Below are 25,239 nucleotides of genomic sequence, written 5' to 3'. Positions count from 1 at the left end.
TCAGGCATTGAGCATTGCGCCGGAGCCATTGCGGTTTGGGAAGATAATTTTTCCGTAATCGAAAGTTACCCCGGAAGCCGGATCATTTTTGATTAATAATGATCCGTCCATATCCACATAATCCAACAAAGGCAAAAAATGAGCGATGGAGGAAATGCCAACACTTGTCTCGGTCATACAACCGATCATTGTTTTCATTCCAAGGCTTTTAGCCTCGGCAATCATCCTTTTTGCAGCAGTAGGGCCGCCGCATTTCGTAAGCTTTATATTGATCCCATGAAATAATCCCTGGCAGGCTTTCACATCACTTTCGATAATACAGCTCTCATCCGCAATGACAGGAAGTGCACATTCAGCATACACTTTTTTCATTCCTACTATGTCGTTTGCTGCGAGCGGTTGTTCGATAAACTCAACTCCCAACTTTTTCAGTTCCGGAGCCAATGCAATAGTCTGCTCAGCTGTCCAGGCACAATTAGCGTCTACACGAAAAAGCGCATTGGTATTCTTGCGCAGTTCTGACACGATACGAAGGTCTTCGTTGGTTCCTAATTTGATCTTATAAATCGGCCAGGGAAGTTCTTTCATTTTCGACACCATTCTTTCAACCGTATCGATGCCGATCGTAAAATTGGTGAGCGGTATTTTTTCAATATTCAATCCCCATGCTTGATAAAGCTTCTGATTTTTCTTTTGAGCGAAAAGATCGTGCGCGGCTTCGTCCAAAGCGCATTGTGCAAAAGAATTCGATTCAAGAAGAGGGTGAACTAAACTCCAAAGTTCATCCGCGCTGCTATATGCGCCGTTTTCAATGACATCTTTCGCTGCTTCCATCGATTCGATCATATTCTGAATCGTAATGCCATAGTATGGGTTGCTTGTAGCTTCGCCTAAGCCGCTTAGGTCACCGTCACGCAGCTCTACGATTAATGTCGGCTGGACGTCGCGGGAATCGTGTGCAATGGTGAAGGTGTGCCTGTGTTGCAGGTCAAATGTGTGAAAGATAAGTTGCATCCGTGATCGTGTTAATTCCGCATATCCAGTCCCCAGGATAATTTATTCCGTAATGTATTCAGGAAACTGTCATCACGCATCTTTATTAATCGTGCCATGAAGCTGGCTTTTCTTACGGTGAGCAAGGTGTTTTCATCAACAACCCTTGATCTTGCATCTAAGGAAACCAGAAAGTTGTTGCTACGGCTCTTCACTTCGAGCCTGATCACCGCAGTATCTTCCACAACCAGAGGACGAACGTTCAAATTATGTGGGCTGATGGGTGTGATGATGAAGTTTTGGGAGTGCGGAACGAGCACCGGGCCTCCGCAACTGAGCGAATAGCCCGTTGAACCGGTTGGTGTGGAGACTATCAGGCCGTCGGCCCAGTAAGAATTCAAAAATTCATCATTCAGGTATGTATGAACGGTGATCATCGATGAAGTATCGGTTTTGGTGATCGTGAAATCATTCAAACCAAAATTCTGACCGTCGAACAAATCAATGTTGGATTCTATTTCTACGAGCGTTCTTTCGTCAATCCTGTACTGGCTGTTTTCGAGCGCCTGGATCATATCGGTGATCCGTTCGGGCGGAACAGTGGCCAGGAAGCCAAGGCGGCCTACATTGATCCCTATGGCCGGAATCTGTCTTTTTCCCACGTTTGAAATGGTTTCAAGCAATGTGCCGTCCCCACCCATGCTTACGATCAATCGCGCGTCAAATAGTTCGTCGGGTTTCTCATATACAAGCTCGGAGTAGTGCGTGATCCCGTTCTGATCCAAAAAAGTCCGAAAGGGTTTGGAGAGCTGGACTTCAACTTTCCGGCGAGACAGCTCACTGAACATATTTTCAATGAACGGACGGGCGGACTCATTAAAGTTGCGTCCGTGAATGGCTATTTTCATGGAAGAAAAAGTAGATCATCTTGTTTCTTCCGAAAGATACGCGCAAATATGCCGATTCAAAATAGCGGCATAAGAAGTAATGTGAAGAAATCAGGTGGCAAGATATCTCAAAAGCATATCCAAACGCTCCTGATCGACGCTTTCGATGGGATCGTTGGCGTGTGCTTCTTCAATCTCGTAGCCGAAACGCTCGAGTGTAGCGATGATAGGGGTAATATGCGTCCGGTTGAGCTTTAATGTAAGCCTTGCTTCATTCAACGGATTGTAAGTTTCTCCTGACGAATAATAGCTGCTCAGGACCTTTGTTCCGTTGGATTCTATCAAACGGCTGATTTCGGAAAGCGAATAGCTGCGTTCCGCGATTTTAAGCACAATGACGGCTCCTTTTTCCTGAACACCGAGTTCATTTACGAAATGTTCGATCAGATCATTCACCAAAATGCTTCCTGCAAAACTCCGGTCTTCATGCAACACGGGGATAATCTGCAAGCCAAACTGGTTTACCAGCCGCAAAAGTTCGTAGGGATGCTGATCTTCACCAGCGAAAATATCTTTGTGCTGGATTATGATCCTCGCGAGCGGATCGGAATTGTCAGTTACATCAAACAGGATATCTTCGGATACAATACCCTGATAAACGCCCGAATCTGCAACAATAAGCTGTTTTACACTGAATTCATCCATCCAGTCCAGTGCTGTACTCACCGAATCGGTCAGTTTCAGAACAGGGATCATTGGATTAATCAGGGTAGCAGCAAGCATATTTCAGTCCGTCATTTTTCGAATCTATAAAAAAACTATATATGTAACAACTTTCGTACCAAAAGAAATTCCCTCAGAAAATATTCAGGCAACGGGCACAGAAACGTTTTTTTCCAAAAAGCTTTCCAGTATCACATTGAATTCGTTTGGCTGTTCCATCATTGGCGCGTGGCAGCATTTATCTATAAAATATAACTCCGAACCAGCAATAAGCCTGTTGAATTCGTAGCCGACATGCGGCGGCGTAATGGTGTCGTTCAATCCCCAGACCAGCAATGTCGGAACATTGATCTCATGCAGGTCTTTGGCAAGATTATGGCGTTGCGCCGATTTGGCGATGCCTACAATGCTCATACATTTCGGAATGCTCGATGTTGTCTCAAAAACCTCGTCGATCAGATCTTTTGTGGCCACCTTCGGATCGTAGAATGTGTAAGCAACGCGTTCTTTGATGTAATCGTAGCTGCCCCGTTTTGGGAAAGAGCCGCCCATTGAATTTTCAAACAAGCCAGAACTTCCTGTTAAAACCAGCTTATGAACGTTCTGCTGGTTCTTTAAAGTATATAATAATCCAATATGCCCGCCCAGTGAGTTGCCAATTACAGTAACATTGGTGAGGTTTTTGAATATTACAAAGTCTTCCAGAAATGCAAGGAGCGCTTCCAATCCGGCCTCGCGCGGAGGCAGTTCATAAATAGGAAGTAGGGGAATTATGACGCGGTAACGATTTGAAAAATGATCAATGATGCCGTCCCAGTTGCTCAATGCACCGAAAAGGCCATGCAAAAGCAGTAATGTTTCGCCTTTTCCCTCGTCGATAAAATGAAACCTGCCTTCTGCATGTACTGTATATTTCATTCTGTTATTTTGAAATTATTATGATATGGACGAATTATAACGCATCAAAGAAACTAGTGCATGATTTCCATAAGCTACAAAACTAGTTAATTTTTTTTATCGAAAACAGATATAAAGTAACAAAGCAAATTCTATTTTCTTGTAAATATTATATTAATAATGTCAAAACCGGAAATATAACATAGAATGGTGCAATTTGGTTTATCTCCTTGCGGAAGTGGCTGCTATGGCGTAAACTTTCCGGTGACAGGTAAAAAGATGCTTTCAATTGCTTCAATTGGACAAAGGCAAGTGTAATCGAAATTTAGTTACATTTTACAGTTATCCTGATTAGAAAAATATTAAAACATAAATATTTAATATGACGCGCCAAAAAACATTTGTCACAAGATTGGATTTCATGTGTTTATTACTGGTTTTCTGGGCATTTTCAGCTGCCGCCCAGACTGTCATGCCGCTTTATCCAGGCAAAGTCCCGAACGCGATTGCGGGGCCTGATGAAGAAAGCAGCAAAGATCAGGTCATCAGAAAGGTGTCCAAGCCAACATTAACCGTCTTTTTGCCTCCCGCGGGAACAGCCAATGGGTCGGCGGTGATCGTGTGCCCCGGTGGCGGTTACGGCGTGCTGGTGATGGAATGGGAAGGTTACAGGATCGCCAGGGAATTGAACAAGTCGGGAATCGCTGCCATTATATTGAAATACAGGTTGCCCGACGACAAGACCATGAAGGATAAGTCCCTCGGCCCGTTGCAGGATGCGCAGCAAGCCATTAAGACGGTGCGGGAGCGTGCAAAGGAGTGGAAAATAGATCCGGCAAAAATTGGGATCATGGGCTTTTCGGCAGGCGGCCACCTGGCAGCAACGGCCGGGACACATTATGACAGCACATTCATTGACAATCCTGAAAAGACCATCCTCCGCCCTGATTTTATGATTCTGGTTTATCCTGTGATCAGTTTACTGGATAAAATCGGTCATAAGGGTTCCAGCAGCAATCTATTAGGTGCGTCGCCTACGGCTGAAAAGGTCAGGTATTTTTCAAACGAGCTGCAAGTAAAGAAAACAACGCCGCCCGCGTTCCTCACACACGCCGGGGATGACACCGTTGTGCCTGTTTTAAATAGCATTAAATTCTATGAGGCGCTCAATGCCAATGGCGTTGCGACGGACATGCACATTTATTCGAAAGGGGAGCATGGCTATCCCGAGACGCCTGGTCTGAATGAATGGTTTGGTCGCTGCCTGCATTGGATGAGCGTCAACGATTTTTTACCACCGAACTAATTACAGGTGATTTATATCAGGCCCTCGAATATACCCGGAGCAAGTCCGAAGAGAATTGTCAGGAACGTGGCAAGCAATAAAATCAATTGATAAAATGGTGCGACGCGGATTTTGATCATATCTCCTTCTCTTAAATAAGAAGCGATAATTACACGGAAATAATAGTAAATCCCAACCGCCGACATCAAAACGGCAACGACTGTGATCCAGATGATCCCTCTGTCCGCTGCACTCGTAAAGATGAAAAATTTACCCCAAAAACCGGCTGTTAACGGAATCCCCGCCAATGACAGCATCGAAACCGCCAGTACGAATGCGAGCAAAGGATTTTGTTTTGCCAGACCATTAAATGCCTCGTAGCGCTCGTTAGGCTGTCCTTCGAATGTCTTTTCTTTTGAAACCAACATTAAAACGCCAAATGCGCAAATGGTTGAAAGCGAGTAAGCAAACGAATAAAATACGATGGCGCTTTGCGATGGTTTGGTCAATGCAGTCAATGCAATAAGCATATAACCGGCATGTGAAATTCCCGAGTAAGCCAGCATTCGTTTGAAGCTGTTCTGACTCGTTGCACCAATGTTCCCGACAAGCAATGTGAGCACAGCAATGGCAGCGATAACAACCCACCAGAAACTGTAAATACCACTGAAAGAAGTGCTTAACAATCTAAAAAGTGCAGCAAAACCAGCCGTTTTGACGATTGTTGACATGAATGTTGTGAAAATCGTCGGAGCGCCTTCGTAAACATCCGGCGTCCAGAAATGGAAAGGCGCTGCTGAAACTTTGAAAAGCATTCCAATTAACAAAAGCAATAAGCCCGCATATAGAATGTAAGGCTGGCTGTTTGCCTGAATGTTGGATGCAAAACCTTGAATATGGGCGATTTTGAATGATCCGGTTGCTCCATAAATCAATGTAATTCCAAAAAGCATAAAGCCTGTTGCAAACGCGCCCATCAGGAAATATTTCAATGCAGCTTCATTCGAACGAAGATTTCGTTTGTTGCTTCCTGTCAGAATATACATCGCAACGGACAAGATTTCAACACCTATAAAAAGCATGATCATGTGTTCAAATCCGATCATCATCAGCGCTCCCACAAGCGAAAAGAGCATTAATCCAAAATATTCTGCCGGCTCTGAATCCGGGTTGTCTTGAAAACCTCCTGAAATGGCCACGATCATAAATGCGGATAGCAAGACAATGCCATTGAATGCAAGTGTCAGATTGTCAACGCGCAGCATGTCATAAAAATAAAGCAACGGGCCTTTGTTCCATTCCACGAAATTGCTGGCTAGGGCAAGAACGAGGAAGAATAACACGGCAGGAAGCAAAATATTCTTTGATTTCGAAAAGCCCAAAAACAGGGTTACGATGCCAAGAACAGACAACAATATAATGGGATACATATTTTGACTAGTTATTAACCATTTGTAAAAGTTGACTTACAGCTGGCTCTGTTAATTTCAGAAACGTGTTGGGATAAATGCCAATCCAGAAAACCATGATAACCAACGGCAAAAGCACAGCGCGCTCGCTCATGGTAAGATCCTGAAAACCTTCAACCCATTTGGAACGAGGCCCGAACATGGATTTTTGAAAAAGGCGCAGCATATAAACCGACCCTAAAATGATGGTAAGACCGGCAATGGCACCCAGCCAGCCGTCATATTGGAAAACGCTCGATAATAGCAGGAATTCGCCCACAAAACCATTCGTCAGCGGAAGGGCAACGCTTCCCAGCAGCAAAATCATAAAGTAAACGCTCAAATGCGGCGTACTCTGCGTAATGCCGCCCAGCTGATCCAGATAGCGCGTTTTGGTGCGGGAATAAATAATGTCAATGATAAAAAACAAGCCGATTACATTGATTCCGTGCGCCAGCATTTGAATAAGCGCTCCCTGTAATCCATTGATGGAATAAGAGAAAACCCCTGCCGCCATTAAGCCAACGTGCGCAAAGGAAGAATAAGCGATTAACCGCTTCATATCACTTTGCTGGATGGCTATGATGGAACCGTAAATAATGCCGATAACCGATAGGACCATCGCCATTGTGCCCCAAACCTCCATCCCGCCCGGGACGATTGGGAGCAAAAAACGGATCAAACCGTAAACCCCCATTTTCAGCATAATCCCTGAAAGCAGCATGGTCGCTGGCGTAGGGGATTCTGTATAAGTGTCTGGTTGCCAGGTGTGGAAAGGGAAAAGTGGCATTTTGATCGCAAAAGCAATGAAGAATGCCCAGAAAATAAAGCCCTGAACCTGCTTGCTAAGCTGTAATGCGTAAAATGCGGTGATCTCGGAAGTATGCGTGCCGGGAGTTTGGTAATACAAATAAACCAGGCCAACCAACATTAACAAACTCCCGAAGATGGTGTAAATGAAGAACTTGAATGTGACTTTTAAACGATTCTCGCCACCCCAGATGGCCGCAAGGAAATAGACCGGAATAAGTGCCGCTTCGAAAAACAGATAAAACAAAAATGCATCCGTAGCCGTAAAAACGCCGATTAATGCGGCTTCCATGAACAAGATCAGGGAATAAAAGGAAGCGGGTTTTCTGTAATCGTGATTGAATGCAGAAAGGATAATAAGTGGTGTCAGAAATGTCGTAAGCAGAACGAGAACCAAACTGATCCCGTCGATCCCGGCAGCGAAGGAAATGCCTCCCGATGCCAGCCAAGCATATTTAAAGCTGAATTGCGTGCCCGCAGCCGGATCAAATTGCAGCCAGGCAGCAATGGCAACGCCGAGAACGGCCAGACCGCTCACCAAAGCAACTTGCTTCGCCAGGCGTTCGCCCGAAAGAAGCGTAAGAACGCCTGCGGCAATGGGTAAAAGTATTAAAAGAAGAGTAAGCATATTTTCAAGTCAACGGTCAGCAACAAATGGTGAACGGATTTTAATGATCAAAGTAAAAGCTTCCAGAACAAGATGATCACCATGCCTAAAACCATGGCAAAAACATAGTCTCCCGTGGATCCTGTCTGTGTTTTTTTCAAAAGTCCTGCTAAAAACTGCGTCAGTCGGACAAAAGCATTCACCACAAGATCAATGAAAAATTCTCCGAAACTGTAAAGGATATTGGATAAAGTTTTGATCGGCTTCACAAAAACATTGTCGTAAAGCTCATCGACATAATATTTGTTGTAAACCAAACCTTGCAATGCTGATTTTGGCTGAGAATCCGGAGCGGGAACGGATGCTTTTTGCACATACATAACATAAGCCACAACCGCCGAAACCAACGCCACAGCCACAGAAACGCCCATGAGCAAATATTCTTCCGAATGTGAAAGCTCCGTTGGCAAGAAAGCCGCAGGATTAACCTGACGCGAGGCATCATACAACGGACTCATGAACTCAGCCAGATGATGCGTGCCATGCAATGCTTCCGGAACACCGATAAAACCGCCTAATGCTGATAAAACTGCCAAAATAACCAAAGGAATCGTCATCGAAGCAGGCGACTCGTGCAAATGATGCTCCTGCTCATGCGTGCCGCGGAATGTTCCAAAGAAGGTAAGGAACAGCAATCGGAACATATAAAATGAAGTCATCAGTGAGCCTAAAACCCCGATCACCCAAAGCAGTTTGTTGTGTTCAAAAACGTGCGCAAGAATTTCATCTTTGGAGAAAAACCCAGCAAATGGCGGAATCCCGGAAATTGCGATGGTTGCAATCAGGAATGTCAGGAATGTGATCGGCAGCTTTTTCCGCAAGCCACCCATGGAACGAATATCTTGCTCGTCGGACATGGCGTGAATCACGCTTCCTGCGCCTAAAAACAACAATGCTTTAAAAAATGCATGGGTAATAACATGGAACATGGAAGCCGAATAAGCCATTGCGCCCAAGCCCATAAACATATAACCCAGCTGACTCACAGTCGAATAAGCCAGCACTTTCTTAATGTCATTTTGTAAAAGACCAATGGAAGCCGCAAACAATGCAGTCGCCGCGCCAATAATGCCGACGATTTCCAATGTGGAAGGAGCCAGCGAATAGAGGACATTGGAACGAATCACCATATAAATCCCAGCCGTAACCATGGTTGCAGCGTGAATCAATGCGGAAACAGGCGTTGGACCTGCCATCGCATCTGGTAACCAAGTATATAAAGGAATCTGAGCCGATTTTCCCATTGCACCAATAAACAGGAACAATGTAATGGTGATGATCACCGGATCGCCGATTTCAAAATCCGTTGCTTGGCTGAAAACCTCAAGATATTCAACCGAACCGAATGTGGTAATGATCGTGAAAATCCCAAGTAAGAATCCCAAATCTCCTACCCGGTTCATGATGAATGCTTTACGAGCAGCATTATTGTAGTTTGTATTTTTATTCCAAAACCCGATCAGCAGGTAAGAACACAATCCAACGCCTTCCCAGCCAATGAACATGATCACATAATTGGAACCCAGGACAAGCAGCAACATGAAGAACAAAAACAGGTTCAGATAAGCGAAAAACTTACCAAAACCCTCGTCATGATGCATGTAGCCGATGGAATAAATGTGGATCAGTGAACCAACTCCGGTAATGATCATGAGCATTAAAAGCGAAAGCTGATCAACCTGGAAAGAGAACGGAATGTTAAGGTTCCCAACCGTGATCCAGTCGAAAAGCGGCACGATAACAGGCTGACTTCCAGCTACTAAAAACGCATTAAATGTCATAAGTGACAGCACGAAACTCGCCACAACAGCCAATGTTCCGATAATGCCGACAGCGCCTTTGGGTATGGTCTTAAATCCGATTCCGTTGATCAGGAAACCAATCAGGGGTAAAAGTGGAATCAGAATGAGTAATGATGCAGACATGTTTAATATTTAATCTTTATGGGCGGATGCTTACCACTTCAATTTGTTGAGAAATCCAATATCCGTATTTCTTGTGTTTCGATAGATCATTACGATGATTGCAAGCCCCACAGCCACTTCCGCAGCGGCAACAGCCATGATAAAAAACACAAAAACCTGCCCGGAAGGGTCAGATCTGTATGAAGAAAACGCGATAAGAAGCAAGTTCGCAGCATTTAGCATCAATTCCACAGACATGAAAATGATGATCGCATTCCGACGCGTCAAGACGCCGATAATGCCAATTACAAAAAGTAAAGTGCTGAGTATTAGATAATGTTGAAGTGGAATGTTCTGAATAACCGCTGGTATATTGACCTCTGGAATGTTAGGGTTTGGGATCATAGCAGGTTTACCTGGTTGGATATTCGGTTAAAATAGTCAAAAATAGATTTCCGGCAAAAATAGACATAAATACCGCTTACTCAAGTTAGTTCGCAACGATTATGTCATCGCTGGGTTAATGCCCTCAGTTTAATCTCGGTAAGTTTTCTTTTGGTATCTAAGGGAAATTCACCTTTCATGATCCAGTCAAAGAAAGAAGGCTCATTTTTCAAAACATCCAAGACACGTTTGCCATTGTGTTTACCAAAATTGAAAACTTCCTCACCTTTATCATTATAAGTCATACGACCAGCGAAATCGATCAATTTAGAAGCCGTAAGCTCGTGCAATGCAGCCACATCATTTTTGATAGGCTCGGTTTCAACGCCATGTGAATCAACGACTTTGACGCCTTCATAGCGAGCAATTTGTCCCTGCAAAACTTCGAATGTTGCAATCGTATCGGCTTCTGCGCTGTGCGCATTCAAAAGCTCTTTTCCACAATAGAATTTGTAAGCTGCGCCAAGGTTCCGGGGCTCCATCATGTGGTAAATGCGTTGCGCATCAACAGTCCGGCGATTCTTCATATCAAATTCAACACCAACGCGCAGAAATTCTTCCACAAGCATGGGAATGTCAAACCGATTGGAATTAAAACCAGCCAGATCGCATCCTTCAAGAAATGTTGCAAGATTTTTGGCGATGCCTTTGAATGTTGGTGCATCCTTAATGTCCTCGTCATAAATGCCATGTATCAGACTGCTTTCCAGCGGAATAGGCATTTCGGGATTAATCCTTCTTGTGCGAATTTCGGTTTCGCCATTAGGAAGTGCCTTTACGACAGATATCTCAACAATACGGTCGCGGACGATGTTGACTCCGGTTGTTTCAAGATCAAAAAAAGCAAGCGGCTTTTTCAGACGGAGGGTATGCATAAGGCACTCAAATTTGATTTTCGAGCCGTGAAGTTACGCCTAAACCTAAGATACCGCAAGAAAGAGGTTAGTTTATACAGATTATAAAAAAGTTAAAAATTTGAATGGGTGGGCTCGGTTATAAATCAGTCTTAATCCATCCAGCCATAAGATTTGGTAACCGCCTTCTGCCAGCCTTTATAAAATTTATCCCTGGATTCGTCGGGCATGTCTGGGTTCCAGGTGTGGGCGATGGCCCAGTTTTGCTTTAATTCGTCGGTGTTTTTCCAATAACCAACTGCCAGACCAGCGGCGTATGCAGCGCCAAGTGCTGTTGTTTCTGCTATTGCCGGTGATACGACTTGCGTATTGAGAATGTCGGATTGAAATTGCATTAAGAGCTCGTTCAACACCATGCCGCCATCAACACGGAGTGAAGCAAGCTTAATGCCGGAATCCTGTTCCATGGCGCGAACAACATCCACGGTCTGATAAGCAGTTGCCTCCAAAACAGCCCTTGCAATGTGGCCCTTGTTGACATATCGTGTTAACCCAGCAATGACACCCCGCGCGTCATTGCGCCAGTAAGGTGCATATAAGCCTGAAAATGCCGGTACAAAATAGGCTCCGCCGTTGTCTTCAACGGTTTTTGCCAGTTTTTCAATGTCACTGCTTTTTTGTATTAAACCCAAATTGTCCCTAACCCATTGCACCAACGCACCGGTTACCGCGACACTGCCTTCCAATGCATATTGAACCGGATTATCACCAAATTTATAAGCAATGGTCGTTAACAAGCCGTTTTCAGAAGTTTTAAGTTCGTTACCCGTGTTCATCACCAGGAAGCAGCCGGTTCCGTAAGTGTTTTTCGCCATGCCCGGCTCAAAGCAAGTTTGTCCGACCAATGCAGCATGCTGATCGCCTAAATCACCTGCAACCGGCACGCCAGGCAGGATTTCATTATTGACATAACCATAAATTTCACTGCTGCTTTTGATTTCAGGCAGCATATTTTCCGGAATGTCGTAAGCCGTTAGCATTTCCTTATCCCACTGTAATGTTTTGAGGTTCATAAGTTGCGTGCGGCTTGCATTGGTGACGTCGGTTACATGAATGCCGCCTTCTCCATGCGTTCCGCCAGTAAGATGCCAGATCAGGAATGTGTCCATGTTTCCAAAAATGGCTTCACCTTTCTCCGCGTCTTCACGGATGCCTTCGACATTGTCCAGAAGCCATTTTAATTTAAGGCCGCTGAAATAGGTCGAAACGGGTAATCCGGTAATGTCGCGAAACTGGTTCAGGCCGCCTTCGCGCTCATATTTTGCTACAAGTTCCGTCGTCCGCGTATCTTGCCAGACCAAAGCATTATAGTAAGGCTTGCCCGTCCGCTTGTTCCAGACAACCGTTGTCTCCCGTTGATTTGTAATGCCAATGGCCGCAATGTCCGCCGCCGTTGCCGACACATTGATCCGTGCAATAGCAATCACCTCCAATGTATTTTTCCAGATTTCGGTCGGATTATGCTCTACCCAGCCCGGATGCGGGTAAATTTGTTCGTGTTCCTTTTGTCCTACCGAAACAATATTTCCCTGATGATTGAAAAGTATGCAACGCGTGCTGGTGGTTCCCTGGTCAATGGCGGCGACGTATTTCGACATGGTGGTATTTTGATTGGCTTTTTTTGCAATAAAGTCAGTAATTAGGGAAAATTACCTGATCTGGACAAATCAGAACCAAAATGAACCCTCCCACACATTCCGGAAATGAAGCGTAAATTCAAAATAGCAGGACTGGCCGTGCTGTCCGCCGTTTGTTTGTTTCTAATCCTCGATTTCAGCTTTCCTTTCCAGCCCAAGATCAGTTATGCGACGCAGATTACCGATCACAAAGGCAATGTGATCCATGCTTTTTTGAGTAAAGATGATAAATGGCGCTTGTATGCGAGTGTTTCAGAAATCACGCCGCTGCTTCGAAAGACATTGATTTATAAGGAAGATCAATATTTTTATTCGCATCCCGGCGTGAATCCATTTGCAATCGTGCGAGCTGGCGTTCGCAATGTTTTCAGTGGCCGAAGAACTTCCGGCGCCTCTACAATCACGATGCAAGTTGTGCGGTTGATCGAGCCAAGAAAACGCACTTATTTGAACAAAATTCTCGAAATCCACCGCGCATTGCAGCTTGAACTGCATTATTCCAAAGCGGAGATCTTGCAAATGTATCTCAATCTGGTGCCTTATGGCGGGAACATTGAAGGAATCAAAGCGGCTTCATTACTCTATTTTGGTAAACCGCCTCAGTTGCTCAGCTTGTCGGAAATTACGGCATTAACCATTGTGCCAAACCGACCTTCCAGTTTGCGGCCCGGAGCGCGTAATGAAGCTTTGGTTATTGCCCGAAATGAATGGTTGCGCCGGTTTGGGGAAGAGCAGGTTTTTGATAAAAATATTATTCAGGATGCATTGAATGAGCCTTTGGTCATAAAGCGCTTGCAAGCGCCCAAACTGGCTCCGCATTTAGCATTAAGATTAAAAAAAGAGCATCCCGACCAGCCGGTGATTCACAGTCAGCTTAAAATTCAGCTACAAAACCAAATCGAGGAGCAGGTCAAAAACTACATTAACCGGCGCAAAATGATGAACATTCATAATGCGTCGGTGCTGGTGGTCAATAACGAGACGATGGAAGTGGAGGCTTACATTGGCTCGGCGGATTTTAATAATCCGTTTGATGGCGGTCAGGTGGACGGCGTAAAAGCGGTTCGTTCGCCGGGGAGCACTTTAAAACCATTGCTTTATGCCGCAGCATTTGACCAGGGATTGATCACGCCGAAGAACATTGTAAATGATGTTCCGAGTAATTTTAGCGGTTATGAGCCTGAGAACTTTGACCAGCACTTTAATGGTCCGGTTACCACGGAGTTCGCATTGGCCAATTCCCTGAACATTCCGGCGGTGAAGATATTAAAGGAAGTGAGCACGCCCTTTTTGATTTCGAAACTGCGAAAAGCCGGATTTAAAACTATTGACAAACAAGCCAAAGATCTCGGGCTTTCCATGATTCTCGGCGGCTGCGGCGTAACATTGGAAGAATTGACGCGGTTATTTGCAGCATTCTCTAATGAAGGCGAGCTGAAACGCTTGCGTTACACATCCGAAACGGCTTTGGACAAAAAAGGAACGCCCATCATTTCCCCCGAGGCAGCCTATTTATTAACCAATATCTTAACCCAAATCACCCGCCCTGACTTGCCCACGAACTTTGATAACACTTATCATTTGCCGAAAATCGCCTGGAAAACGGGCACTTCGTATGGCAAGCGGGATGCGTGGAGCATTGGTTACAACCGCAGATATACAATAGGCGTTTGGGTTGGTAACTTTTCCGGCGAAGGCGTTCCGGAACTCAGCGGTGCGAATACGGCCACGCCGTTATTGTTTTCGATTTTTAATGCTCTGGATTACAATTCGCCAAAGGGCTGGTATCAAACGCCGGCCAATGTTTCGCTAAGAAAAGTTTGTGCAGCCAGCGGCGATATTCCATCTGAGTTTTGCACGCACCAAATTCTGGATCAATACATTACAGGAGTGTCTGCTTACAAAAAGTGTCAGCATTTGAGATGGGTTTTTACAGATAAAACCGGCAAAATCTCCTACTGCACTTACTGCATTCCTGAAAACGGATTTGAGAAACGGGCTTATGCTAATCTGGCACCGGAGTTGATCGCTTATAATGAGCTGCAAAAAATCCCTTACCAAAAGATCCCGCCGCATAACCCTGATTGTGAGCGCGTTTTCCATGAAGGTCCGCCTTTAATAGTAAGTCCGAATGACGGAAGTGAATATTATTTACGCCCCGACGAGCCACAGCAGATCCAGCTGGCCTGCCAGACTTCCAATGATGTGCAGGAAGTTTTTTGGTATATTAATGATAAGCTGAGCAAAAAATCCGCTCCGCATGAAAGCGTTTTTGTAAGCCTTCCGCTGGGCAGAGTCAAGATTTCGTGCAGCGACGACAAAGGCCGAAACGCAAATATCTGGGTGACCGTAAAGAAGATGTAATGTTAAAGCGCCTGGCCTTCCGCCTCTTGATATACAACCTGGATCAACGTTTGCCCAACAGCCTTTAATGTCTTAGGATCAATGTGTTCCATGGTGTCATCGTTCGTGTGCCATTGGTCAAAGAATGTTTTTGACATGTTGTTTGGCTTCGTGTGAATGATGTCGATCATCGGGATTTTGGCGATTTTATTCACTGCCAAATGGTCGTCTGTGATCGAACCGCCTCTTTCGTTGATGAAGAAATTGCTGTAACCCAATCTGCTGGCCGTATTCCAAACCGAGTTTACAACGCTTTCAGCCATTTGAACAGAATAACCTTCCTTGAAGAATGTCGCACCTTTTGCGCCAGCCATATCCAGCAGAATTCCAAAGTAAGCCGTGTAATTAGGGGTGTGCTTATTAGCTGCCCAATATTGGGAGCCCAGGCAGAAACCGCCATATTCATCACCTGCCTTTTCTGAATTTCCCCAGTCTTCTGCATCAAAGAAAATAATATCAACGCCGATTTCAGGAGCCGGTTTTTGTGAAGAAAGCACTCGTGCAACTTCTAAAAGAATTCCTACGCCGCTCGCGCCATCATTGGCGGCCAGCACAGGCTTGTCTTTAACTAATGAATCCTGATCAGAGAATGGTCGTGAATCCCAGTGTGCTGCGAGCAAAATACGCTTTGAAGCCGTTGGATTAAAGCTGCCTATGATATTTCGGCCATTCAGAATCGTGTTATCAAAAGTTGTGTCTTTGAAAGTTTGCTCAGTAACTTGAAGTCCGTAAGCTTTTAATTTTGCTACCAAAAAGTCCCCGCAAGCATCATGCTGCTTTGTATTAGGGACTCTTGGTCCGAAATCAACCTGCTTTTGCACGAACTGATAAGCCGAATCTTCACTGAATGCTGGGCTTTTCACAAGTGCCGGAGCCTGTTCAGCTGCTTGTTCGGAACTGTCTTTGGTTTTGCAGCCGTAAGCCAGCACGAAAACAAACAATAATAGGGGTAACTTTTTCATAATCACTCTTCGTAGGCCCAGTCAATACGCGTTTTGGAGTCGCGGATTACCAGTCCCTGGTTTTTGAAGTAAGAACGGATTTCGTCTACTTTTTCGTAGTTCATTGATAATTTATATTCGCGATACAATTTCAGCATGCCGTCGAGGATCGCATAACCTTCGCTGACTTCTTCTTTCAAGCCTAAAACATCCTCGAAAAAAGTAACAAAATTGCTTTTCAAGGCATTGAATGTCTCTTCTCCAAGCGCAGCCGATTTAAGCTGGCCCATGTTGAGCATATTAATGTATTTAAGCAAATTGAAAAGATTTGCGAATGCAACCGATGTATTCAGGTCGTCATTCATGGCTCCATAGAAACCTTCAATGGCTTTTTCAATTTCGATTTTCTTGGTCTCGTCAATGCTTACGCCTTCTTCGTGCACATAGGAAAGCAGTTTCGCATTTCTCAAACCATTTGCCAATTTTTTATAACCCTTATGCGCAGCCTTCAATGCTTCATTGGAAAAATCAAGCGTGCTGCGATATTGACTTTGCAGCATGAAAAAGCGCACGGTCATTGGACTGTAAGCCTGATCTAATAATGGATGGCTTCCGGAGAAAAGCTCGGCGGGCAAAAATGAGTTGTTCAGCGATTTGGACATTTTCTGTCCGTTCACTGTCAGCATATTGGTGTGCATCCAGTAACGCACGGGTTCCTCATTTGTGAGCGATTTACCTTGCGCGATCTCGCATTCGTGGTGCGGGAATTTTAAATCCATACCTCCGCCGTGAATGTCGAATTGTTTGCCTAAATACTTGCCGCTCATGCAAGTACATTCCAAATGCCAGCCCGGAAAGCCCATTCCCCAGGGAGAATCCCATTGCATAATGTGCTCAGGACTGGCCTTTTTCCAAAGTGCAAAATCCAACGGATTGCGCTTTTCAGCCTGACCATCCAGCTCGCGGGTTTCGTTCAGAAGATCCTCAATAATACGGCCAGAAAGCTTGCCATATTCATTTCCGTCAGCCTGATATTTATTAATGTCGAAATAAACAGAGCCGTTGGATTCGTAAGCCGCGCCTTTTTCTATTAATGTTTTAACCGCTTCAATTTGTTCAATCAAATGTCCGGTTGCAGTGGGCTCAATGCTCGGCGGGATTAAATTAAATGTGGCCGAGACGTCGTGAAAATCATTCGTATAGCGCTGCACGATTTCCATAGGTTCAAGCTTTTGCAGCTTCGCCATTTTACCGATTTTGTCCTCACCTTCATCGCCATCGCCCACCAAATGTCCCACATCCGTAATGTTGCGCACGTAGCGAACCTTATATCCGATGTGCGTCAGATATCTGTAGAGAATGTCAAAAGATAAAAACGTGCGGATGTTTCCTAAGTGAACATTATTGTAGACCGTGGGACCGCAGACATACATGCCGACATAGGGAGGGGCAATCGGAACAAATACATCCTTTTTACGGGTAAGTGTATTGAATATTCTAAGCGGCTGGAAAGTTTGCGCGGTCATCTATGTTTTTACTTTCTTAAAAACTGATTCTATTAATGTTGTGTCTTTTCAAGCCGGGTTTCGACCCACTTGATGATTTTTTCTGCTTCTTCAAGTCCTACGGACGCTAGCTTGGCACTTTTGCTTCCCTGATAACCCATATCAATGTGCAAAACTTGATACGCTGTTGTAAACTTGGACAACAGGCTTTTGTCAACCTTGCTAAGTTCCATTTGATACCACTCCACGCTTTTCGGAGTTTTTTTATTTTTCTCGCCTAATAATTCATTCAATGCCAACAAGATGCCGGTGTAAGCTGTGTGTCCTGCAATCTTGACATATTTTTTGTCCTGATACATGCCATCCTGCTTCTTAGCATTGTTGCTCAAAAAATCCTTTGCATTATCAATGTGCCTTCTGGCTTCGCTTATTGCTTCCATAGTTATGTGCTAGTGGTGAAAGTGGTAAATTTTACAAAAATAGCAAATAACCGATGATAGAGTTAAACAGTTTGGCATAATACAATGCGGGCCGGATGCTATTCGGGCGTTTTGATTATCTTCGCAGCGCTTTTGCGAAGAAGGCCTAGTTTGAAACTATCTTAAAATCAATACAATACTAATTTATGAGTTTATTAACCGTAGGATCTGTCGCTTTCGATGCGCTCGAAACACCTTTTGGAAAAACAGATAAAATTATCGGCGGTGCGGCCACTTACATCACACTAGCAGCATCATATTTCACCAAAGAAAACAATCTCGTGGCCGTTGTCGGTGGCGACTTTCCCGATGAAATGATCTCCCTTTTGCAGGATCACGGCGTTAATACAGAAGGACTTGAAATCGTACAGGACGGGAAAACATTCTTCTGGTCGGGGAAATATCATGAGGATATGAACACCCGCGACACGCTTGTGACGGAACTGAATGTGATGGAGCATTTCGATCCCATCATTCCGGAATCTTACCAGGGAACGACGTTCTTAATGTTAGGAAACACGGTTCCTGCAACGCAAAAACTGATTATCGAGCGCATGACCACGCGTCCGAAGCTCATTATGCTCGACACGATGAACCTTTGGATGAACATTGCGATGGACGATCTGAAAGCGGTTTTGAAAATGGTCGACCTGATTACAATCAATGACGAGGAAGCACGCCAGCTTTCAGGTGAATATTCGTTGCGGAAAGCTGCGAAAAAAATCCTTGAAATGGGACCAACGACATTGATCATTAAAAAAGGAGAACACGGCGCATTGTTGTTCCAGGGAGACAGGATTTTCTTCGCACCGGCATTGCCTTTGGAAGAAGTTTTTGACCCAACCGGCGCCGGGGACACATTTGCAGGCGGATTTATCGGTTATCTGGCCAGCACGGATGACATTTCGTTTGAAAACATGAAACGTGCCATTATATATGGATCTGCTATGGCGTCGTTCTGCGTGGAGAAATTTGGAACTGAGCGCATTGTGAATCTTACACAAGAAGAGATTAATGCGAGGGTTCAGGATTTTGTAAATTTGTCAAGTTTCGAAATTCAATAATAAGTTTAAAGAGTTTATGAGTCTATGAGTTGAGAAGTTTTTATTCTTGCTTGTAGACTTGTTTTTTATTAAGCCAGTCATGCTCAACAAAGCCACAAACCCTTTCTTCCTGTCGTTATTAATGTCTTTGAGCGCAATTGCTCAGCAGGTTTTGCCTGAGGTTAAGCACAAAATCGTAGTTATTGCGCACCGAGGAAATCATGTTTCCGTTCCCGAAAATACGCTCGCTGCTGCCAGGGAAGCCATTGCTGCCGGAGCGGATTATGTGGAAGTGGATCTGCGGACAACCAAAGACGGCCATTTGGTCGTGCTGCATGACGCAACCGTGGATAGAACCACAAACGGCGCTGGTAAAGTAAGCACGATGACGCTGGATGAGGTTAAGCATTTGCAGGTTTTTAACAGGAATAAGAAGACAAACAGAATTCCCGAGTTCAAGGAATTGCTGGCTGTTTGCAAGGATAAGATCAACATTTACCTTGATTTCAAAGCAGCGGATGCGGCCCAAACGTGGAAGCAGATTCAGGCCGCGGGGATGGAAAAGCAGGTGATTGTTTACCTTAATAAAGAAAGCGATTTTCAGGAATGGCAGAAAGTGGCACCCACGGTTCCGTTAATGTCAAGTTTGCCCAAAGACATTGATACAAAAGAAAAGCTTACGAGCTTTTTGGAAAAATTACCTTTAAAAATCGTTGATAACCTTCCGCATCCGCATCTTTTGAGTGCATTAAATGAGGCAGGCGTGCAGGTCTGGCTGGATGTTCAGAGTGCAACGGAAGGGCCGGTTTCCTGGAAAGCGGCTTTACAAAAAGGCGTTCAAGGCTTGCAAACGGATCAGCCTGCTGCACTGATAAAATATTTGCAGGAAAATGAGGCACGATAATCAGGCTTTTGCAGTTGCCTCAATCAATTTGACTTTTTCAAAAATCGGACAGTCAGGCATGTGTGCGCCGGGCAGATAGCCCGTGCTCATGAGGAATTCGTTCACGATTTCGCCGCCGGTAAATTTAAATGTCTTTTTGAAAAGCTTGATCCATTCGTCCTTTGTCAAAGGATGATGCGCGTCGATCCAACCTTTGAAAGATCCGTAGTCTTTTCTCAATTCCAGAATCTTTTGCGCATTCACAATCGCAGCATTGATTTTCAATTTGTTGCGAACAATTCCCGCATCCAGTAAAAGTCTTTCGCGATCAGCCTCAGTGTATTGCGCAATTTTCTCAATCGAAAAGTTATCGTAAGCTTTTTTAAAACTCTCCTGCTTCCGCAACATCAATGTCCAGCTCAGCCCCGCCTGATTTATTTCCAGGATCAAACGGCCGAAAAGCTCGTCGTCATCCGTGATTTGGAAACCATATTGATTGTCGTGATAATGCTTGTTTAGCAGAAAGTCAGTCGTTTCTAAAACATTATTGTTGATATAGCTGCAATAAGACATGAGGTAAAATTGGTTTTGAAAACTTAATTGAGAATGCCGATCTGCACTTCGGTAATGTTGTTTTCCGGGTTTTGAAAATCCATATTTAAATATATTTCCCGGTTTTGGCCTGTCATAACGAGTTTGTTCGACATCAGTTCTGAAATCAGTTCACCGTATATTTTTCCCAAGCCAGCCCAACTTCCATAAAGCTGCACGGCAACGCAATGGAATGGTTCCAGATATTTTAATTTGAATTCAGAATCAGTCAAAGGTGTTTCGGGAGCCGTGACAGGCAATGCAATTGTCAGGTGAAATCTGGTTTCGGGCTTGCCGTCGGCACCATTGTAAATCCAGTAAATCGGACCGGTGATTTCCATTTCTTTGCGGATTGCTTCCCGATATAACCGGTGTGCCACAATGCGCACATAATCCATCAATTCATTCAGGGAAGTCTCGGTTTCGAAATATAGCACGTGTATCGGCTGAATGGTTTTCGTTTGCATATTTGACAAGGATTAAATGTTTTATGCAAATGAAGCAGCCTCTTGTGACAACCCTATGTCAGTTGATTTTTGCAAAACTGAAATTTAATGTTTCATCCTGCGAACGGTCTTTTGCAGCCAGGGATAACTTATATAAAGCGCTTTTGTGGCACCAATCCCTACCCCGGCGCCCATGAGGACGTCTGCGAGCCAATGTTTGTTATTTAAAATCCTTACTCCACCAACAGCCGTTGCCGTCCCGTAACCGCCAATGCTGTATAAAACGCTTCGCTGGCCATATTCTTCGTGCAGAATAGTCGCATTAGCAAAAGCTGTGGTGGTGTGGCCGGAAGGAAAGGAATGATAATCCGATTGATCCGGTCGTGGATATTTGATGACCCGCTTTAAACTTTGTGTCACGCCTTGTGCTATAATGTTGGAAAGTAATGCAAGAATCACCTGATCACCTAGCTTATGCTTGCCCTTTACGCCTGCCGAAGCCAGCCCAAGACTTATTACGCCAGGCGCATAGGGTAGAAATTCATCTGCTTTGGAATGAAAATTCGGATAATTCGAACGGACATCATCATGAAAATGTCGGCTGATTTTTCCCTGGGTTATTAGTCCAGCCAAAGCCAACGTTACAGGCGGAATTACATCACCTGGTTTGATGATCCAAAGCTTTGAATCCTTTGAAATGGAATCGTTTTGTGCAAAAACTTCCGGCGAAGCAATTTGAAAACAGAAAACAACGCAAAACAGCTGCGTTTTCAGAAATCGTTTTACCATCACATTACAGCCTCACGAACCCGTACCAACCTCTCCAAAAGTCCTTCCAGCTGATCCAGAGGCAACATATTAGCACCATCGGATTTTGCTTCCGTAGGATTAAAATGTGTTTCAATAAACAATCCATCCGCACCGACTGCGATAGCAGCTTTTGCAATCGTTTCAATCAGTTTGGGTTTGCCGCCCGTCACGCCCGAAGCTTGATTCGGTTGTTGCAGTGAATGCGTGCAATCCATCACGACTGGCACGCCGAATGAGCTCATTTCCGGAAGGTTACGATAATCAACTACAAGATCTCCATAGCCAAAACTGTTGCCGCGGTCGGTCAGGATTACTTGACATGCTGGGTTCACCTCATTGATTTTTTCAACGGCGAATTTCATGGATGCGCCGGACAAAAACTGTCCCTTTTTAACATTAACAGCTTTTCCCGTTCTTGCGGCGGCTGCAAGCAATTCGGTTTGGCGGCATAGGAAGGCTGGGATTTGCAACACATCCACATATTCGGCGGCAAATGCGGCTTCGTGCGACTCGTGAATGTCAGTCACTACGGGCACCCCAAAAGTATTTCGCACTTCTTCCAGGATCTTTAATGCCTTTTCATCACCAATTCCGGTGAAGGAATCGATCTTCGTGCGGTTGGCTTTCCGGTAAGAACCTTTGAAGATGTAAGGGATTTTCAGCCGGTCTGTAATGCCCGTAATGTGCTCTGCGATGCGTAATGCCATATCCCGGCCTTCAATTGCGCAGGGGCCAGCCATTAAAAAAAAGAGGGGTGATTCGGCATTTTTTATATTGGATATCGGAATCATACAATACTGTGTCAGGTGGTCAAAAAAAGTTTTGCAAATGTACGGTTATCGGCCGCGTTCTTTATATAATCGAAAGATTTAGTGGGACAGATCCCTGGTAAACATTTGATTTTCTGGTTTTTTTATTTGCAATACATTGAAAGCAATAAAATGAAAGGACTAAAAAAATTTTGACAAAGTGAATCGAAATTTCTTTCTTTGTTGCGATTTTAACCAAAAAGTGAATATAAAATGTCAGCAATTGCAGAAAGAGTTAAGCAAATTATCGTCGAAAAACTCGGCGTTGAAGAGTCGGAAGTAACATCGGAAGCAAACTTCCAGAACGACTTGGGAGCAGACTCTCTAGATACCGTTGAATTGATCATGGAATTCGAAAAAGAATTCAATCTATCTATCCCTGACGATCAGGCAGAGAACATTGGTACAGTTGGTCAGGCTGTTGCATATCTGGAAGAAAACGTGAAGTAATTCGGTTTCTAGACCAGTATCATTTTATTTCTGTCCCCATTTTATGAGTTTGAAGAGAGTTGTAATTACCGGAATGGGTGCATTAACGCCCGTTGGAAATGATGTTTCTACCTTTTGGAAAAATTTAGTTGCAGGTGTAAGCGGAGCGGCTCCTATTACGCGTTTCGACGCTGAGAAGTTTCGCACGAAGTTTGCCTGTGAAGTGAAAGGTTTAGACGTTCATAATTACATTCCTCGTCAGGAAGCACGTAAAATGGATCCGTTTACCCAATACGCCGTTATTGCAGCAGATGAAGCAATGAAGGACGCCGGCTTTGACGCAGATACGCTTGATCTCGACAAAGCCGGTGTAATTTGGGGAACAGGAATCGGTGGATTGAAGACCTTTGAAGAAGAGGTTATGAATTTCGCCGAAAATGGAAAAACGCCCCGTTTTAATCCATTCTTTATCCCCAAAATGATTGTGGACAGTGCGTCGGGAGTACTCTCGATTCGTTACGGCTTCCGCGGTCCTAATTTCATCACTGTTTCGGCTTGCGCTTCTGCGACCAACGCGCTCATTGATGCATTTAATTACATTAAGCTTGGCATGATGAACGTTTGTATTTCCGGCGGTTCGGAAGCAGCGGTTACCATTGCAGGTGTAGGTGGTTTTAATGCATTAAAAGCATTGTCTGAAAGAAACGATTCTCCCGAAACGGCTTCCCGCCCTTATGATAAGGATCGGGATGGTTTTGTACTTGGGGAAGGCGGCGCAGCGCTGATTCTGGAAGAGCTGGAACATGCAAAAGCCAGGGGAGCAAAAATTTATGCTGAAATGATCGGTGCAGGCATGTCTTCAGACGCTTACCACATTACAGCTCCGCATCCGGAAGGACTTGGCGCGCACATCGTGATGCGAAATGCGATAGAAAACGCCGGGATCAAGCCGGAAGATGTGGATTACATTAACACCCACGGCACTTCTACGCCAATCGGTGACCCGCAAGAAATTAAGGCCATCGAAAAATTCTTCGGTGAGCACGCTTATAAGTTGAACATTAGTTCGACCAAATCCATGACCGGACATTTGTTGGGCGGAGCCGGTGCTATTGAAGCCGCGGCTTGTATTCTTGCAATCCGCGACGGGGTGATTCCTCCTACGATCAACCATTTTACCGACGATCCGGAAATTAACCCACGATTGAACCTTACATTCAATCAAGCTCAAAAACGCGAGACCAAAATTGCCCTGAGTAATACTTTTGGTTTTGGCGGTCATAATGCATCAGTCGTTTTTAAAAAATATGAAGACTGATAACTGATTACAATTGGCAAAGCGCATTCTTATACCGATACTCAATCTTTTCAGAACCGGAAGTGCTGAGGATAAAAAATTCAAAGAATCTATTGCGCATGTAATTGGCGACAGGCCTTCTAATCTGGGCGTTTACCAACTCGCTTTCCGTCACACTTCTGCTTCGAGGGAAACTGCAATCAAAGGCTTTCGCGAATCGAATGAGCGGCTGGAATATTTGGGTGATGCAGTTTTGGGAATGGTTGTCGCTGAATTTCTCTTCACAAAATATCCTTACAAAGACGAAGGTTTCCTCACCGAAATCCGTTCGCGCATTGTTAACCGCGAATCGCTAAATCAAATCTCCAAAAAACTGGGTTTGGATCGCCTTATCGAGTATGATGGAAACCGCCGGGGAATGTCTCCAAGATCTTCGATGTACGGAGATGCGCTGGAAGCATTTGTAGGTGCCATTTATCTGGATAAGGGTTTCCGGTTTACACGGACATTTATCATTAGCAAGCTGATTACACATTACGATCTGGACAGCATTATCCAGAACAATGCAAACTTCAAAAGTCTCATCATCGAATGGGCGCAGCGGGAAGGCAAAGAAATCCGTTTTGAAATCCTCGAAGAACGCGGCACACGCCATCACCGCGAATTCATTTCTCAAATACTGGTAAACGACGAGCCTTTCGCACAAGGCAACGGTTTCACCAAGAAAAAAGCGGAGCAATCTGCCTCCGAACAGGCTTGCGCATTGCTCGAGTTAAAATAATCTATTTTTTACTTCTTGGTTTGCAATTACTCTGTTTCAGGGTAATGTTACATTTTGTCTTGTTTTCTCGCATTTATAAGCCATTGTGTCATGCTTAAAATCCTGATTTAGCGTGAATTCAGACATTATGTCTTGTTTTATTTACTTTTTACATGTCGGAATGAGAATTGATATTTAGCTCACATACCACGACGGTAAAAATTAGAAACTGAC

At 44.5% G+C, this 25,239-nt stretch carries 24 protein-coding genes; 7 read left to right on the top strand and 17 right to left on the bottom strand.

The genetic code is table 11. The features are described from left to right. The 4 genes from MUK70_RS23090 to MUK70_RS23075 form a co-directional block, all read right to left on the bottom strand. On the bottom strand, window positions 1-1,014 hold the full coding sequence (locus MUK70_RS23090; protein ID WP_234655308.1) for a dipeptide epimerase: 1,014 nt from the start codon (window positions 1,012-1,014) through the stop codon (window positions 1-3). A gap of 11 nt (window positions 1,015-1,025) precedes the next feature. Then, complete coding sequence (locus tag MUK70_RS23085; RefSeq protein WP_234603461.1) at window positions 1,026-1,901, bottom strand: NAD kinase; 876 nt, start codon at window positions 1,899-1,901, stop codon at window positions 1,026-1,028. A gap of 90 nt (window positions 1,902-1,991) precedes the next feature. Beyond that, window positions 1,992-2,663 carry a CBS domain-containing protein gene (locus tag MUK70_RS23080; RefSeq protein ID WP_234603459.1) on the bottom strand — a complete coding sequence of 224 codons (672 nt, stop codon included), beginning with the start codon at window positions 2,661-2,663 and terminating at the stop codon, window positions 1,992-1,994. An 84-nt stretch (window positions 2,664-2,747) separates the two neighbouring features. Next, window positions 2,748-3,521: an alpha/beta fold hydrolase gene (locus MUK70_RS23075; RefSeq protein ID WP_234603457.1), complete on the bottom strand. Its 774-nt coding sequence runs from the start codon at window positions 3,519-3,521 to the stop codon at window positions 2,748-2,750. 361 nt (window positions 3,522-3,882) lie between these two features. Here MUK70_RS23075 and MUK70_RS23070 point away from each other — a divergent pair, with 361 nt between their 5' ends. Beyond that, window positions 3,883-4,806, top strand: a complete 924-nt coding sequence (locus tag MUK70_RS23070) for an alpha/beta hydrolase (protein ID WP_234655307.1) — start codon at window positions 3,883-3,885, stop codon at window positions 4,804-4,806. Between the two features lie 11 nt (window positions 4,807-4,817). Here MUK70_RS23070 and MUK70_RS23065 read toward each other — a convergent pair whose 3' ends face one another. From MUK70_RS23065 to glpK, 6 genes are all read right to left on the bottom strand, one after another. After that, entirely contained in the window at window positions 4,818-6,215 is a 1,398-nt protein-coding gene (locus MUK70_RS23065; protein ID WP_234655306.1) for an NADH-quinone oxidoreductase subunit N, read from the bottom strand. Window positions 6,216-6,222: 7 nt separating this feature from the next. Then, the gene (locus MUK70_RS23060; RefSeq protein ID WP_234655305.1) at window positions 6,223-7,671 is read right to left on the bottom strand and encodes a complex I subunit 4 family protein; all 1,449 of its coding nucleotides are present in this window, start codon (window positions 7,669-7,671) and stop codon (window positions 6,223-6,225) included. A 47-nt stretch (window positions 7,672-7,718) separates the two neighbouring features. Then, window positions 7,719-9,635: an NADH-quinone oxidoreductase subunit L gene (gene nuoL, locus MUK70_RS23055; RefSeq protein ID WP_234655304.1), complete on the bottom strand. Its 1,917-nt coding sequence runs from the start codon at window positions 9,633-9,635 to the stop codon at window positions 7,719-7,721. Window positions 9,636-9,665: 30 nt separating this feature from the next. Then, window positions 9,666-10,019, bottom strand: a complete 354-nt coding sequence (gene nuoK, locus MUK70_RS23050) for an NADH-quinone oxidoreductase subunit NuoK (protein WP_026629568.1) — start codon at window positions 10,017-10,019, stop codon at window positions 9,666-9,668. Between the two features lie 104 nt (window positions 10,020-10,123). Continuing rightward, complete coding sequence (locus MUK70_RS23045) at window positions 10,124-10,933, bottom strand: 3'-5' exonuclease (protein ID WP_233855060.1); 810 nt, start codon at window positions 10,931-10,933, stop codon at window positions 10,124-10,126. A 131-nt stretch (window positions 10,934-11,064) separates the two neighbouring features. Next, window positions 11,065-12,570 carry a glycerol kinase GlpK gene (gene glpK / locus MUK70_RS23040; protein WP_234655303.1) on the bottom strand — a complete coding sequence of 502 codons (1,506 nt, stop codon included), beginning with the start codon at window positions 12,568-12,570 and terminating at the stop codon, window positions 11,065-11,067. Window positions 12,571-12,675: 105 nt separating this feature from the next. On the opposite strand from glpK, the gene pbpC reads away from it, so the two are divergent. Then, complete coding sequence (gene pbpC / locus MUK70_RS23035; protein WP_234655302.1) at window positions 12,676-14,973, top strand: penicillin-binding protein 1C; 2,298 nt, start codon at window positions 12,676-12,678, stop codon at window positions 14,971-14,973. A 2-nt stretch (window positions 14,974-14,975) separates the two neighbouring features. Here pbpC and MUK70_RS23030 read toward each other — a convergent pair whose 3' ends face one another. From MUK70_RS23030 to MUK70_RS23020, 3 genes are read right to left on the bottom strand one after another with little or no spacing between them, the layout of a single operon-like run. After that, entirely contained in the window at window positions 14,976-15,974 is a 999-nt protein-coding gene (locus MUK70_RS23030; protein WP_234655301.1) for a M28 family peptidase, read from the bottom strand. 2 nt (window positions 15,975-15,976) lie between these two features. Next, complete coding sequence (gene cysS / locus MUK70_RS23025) at window positions 15,977-17,479, bottom strand: cysteine--tRNA ligase (protein WP_234655300.1); 1,503 nt, start codon at window positions 17,477-17,479, stop codon at window positions 15,977-15,979. 32 nt (window positions 17,480-17,511) lie between these two features. Next, window positions 17,512-17,898 carry a DUF5618 family protein gene (locus MUK70_RS23020; protein WP_234655299.1) on the bottom strand — a complete coding sequence of 129 codons (387 nt, stop codon included), beginning with the start codon at window positions 17,896-17,898 and terminating at the stop codon, window positions 17,512-17,514. 185 nt (window positions 17,899-18,083) lie between these two features. Here MUK70_RS23020 and MUK70_RS23015 point away from each other — a divergent pair, with 185 nt between their 5' ends. Then, the gene (locus tag MUK70_RS23015; protein WP_234603440.1) at window positions 18,084-19,001 is read left to right on the top strand and encodes a PfkB family carbohydrate kinase; all 918 of its coding nucleotides are present in this window, start codon (window positions 18,084-18,086) and stop codon (window positions 18,999-19,001) included. 79 nt (window positions 19,002-19,080) lie between these two features. Next, window positions 19,081-19,884: a glycerophosphodiester phosphodiesterase family protein gene (locus tag MUK70_RS23010; protein ID WP_234655298.1), complete on the top strand. Its 804-nt coding sequence runs from the start codon at window positions 19,081-19,083 to the stop codon at window positions 19,882-19,884. On the opposite strand, the gene MUK70_RS23005 is transcribed toward MUK70_RS23010, so the two are convergent. The 4 genes from MUK70_RS23005 to kdsA form a co-directional block, all read right to left on the bottom strand. Next, window positions 19,885-20,436: a DNA-3-methyladenine glycosylase I gene (locus tag MUK70_RS23005; RefSeq protein ID WP_234655297.1), complete on the bottom strand. Its 552-nt coding sequence runs from the start codon at window positions 20,434-20,436 to the stop codon at window positions 19,885-19,887. 23 nt (window positions 20,437-20,459) lie between these two features. Beyond that, window positions 20,460-20,921: a GyrI-like domain-containing protein gene (locus MUK70_RS23000; protein ID WP_234655296.1), complete on the bottom strand. Its 462-nt coding sequence runs from the start codon at window positions 20,919-20,921 to the stop codon at window positions 20,460-20,462. Between the two features lie 84 nt (window positions 20,922-21,005). Next, window positions 21,006-21,689, bottom strand: a complete 684-nt coding sequence (locus MUK70_RS22995) for a phosphatase PAP2 family protein (RefSeq protein ID WP_234655295.1) — start codon at window positions 21,687-21,689, stop codon at window positions 21,006-21,008. After that, window positions 21,689-22,501 carry a 3-deoxy-8-phosphooctulonate synthase gene (gene kdsA / locus MUK70_RS22990; protein ID WP_234655294.1) on the bottom strand — a complete coding sequence of 271 codons (813 nt, stop codon included), beginning with the start codon at window positions 22,499-22,501 and terminating at the stop codon, window positions 21,689-21,691. Before kdsA ends, MUK70_RS22995 begins: the two co-directional genes overlap by 1 nt. A 231-nt stretch (window positions 22,502-22,732) precedes the next feature. On the opposite strand from kdsA, the gene MUK70_RS22985 reads away from it, so the two are divergent. Genes MUK70_RS22985 through rnc form a run of 3 tightly spaced genes read left to right on the top strand, consistent with a single transcriptional unit; the run spans window position 22,733 to window position 25,026 of the window. Further along, complete coding sequence (locus MUK70_RS22985) at window positions 22,733-22,969, top strand: acyl carrier protein (protein ID WP_026629555.1); 237 nt, start codon at window positions 22,733-22,735, stop codon at window positions 22,967-22,969. Window positions 22,970-23,012: 43 nt separating this feature from the next. After that, window positions 23,013-24,266 (top strand): beta-ketoacyl-ACP synthase II, encoded by a 1,254-nt coding sequence (gene fabF / locus MUK70_RS22980; protein ID WP_234603429.1) that lies wholly within the window; start codon window positions 23,013-23,015, stop codon window positions 24,264-24,266. Between the two features lie 13 nt (window positions 24,267-24,279). Further along, a complete protein-coding gene (rnc, locus tag MUK70_RS22975) occupies window positions 24,280-25,026 on the top strand; it encodes a ribonuclease III (protein WP_234655293.1) in 747 nt (248 codons plus the stop codon). Window positions 25,027-25,239 lie beyond the last annotated feature (213 nt).

Origin of the sequence: Dyadobacter chenwenxiniae, assembly GCF_022869785.1 — a bacterium.
Taxonomy (GTDB): Bacteria; Bacteroidota; Bacteroidia; order Cytophagales; family Spirosomataceae; genus Dyadobacter; species Dyadobacter chenwenxiniae.
Note: the sequence above shows the minus strand (reverse complement) of the source record. Positions and strands in the feature narration are given on the sequence as shown.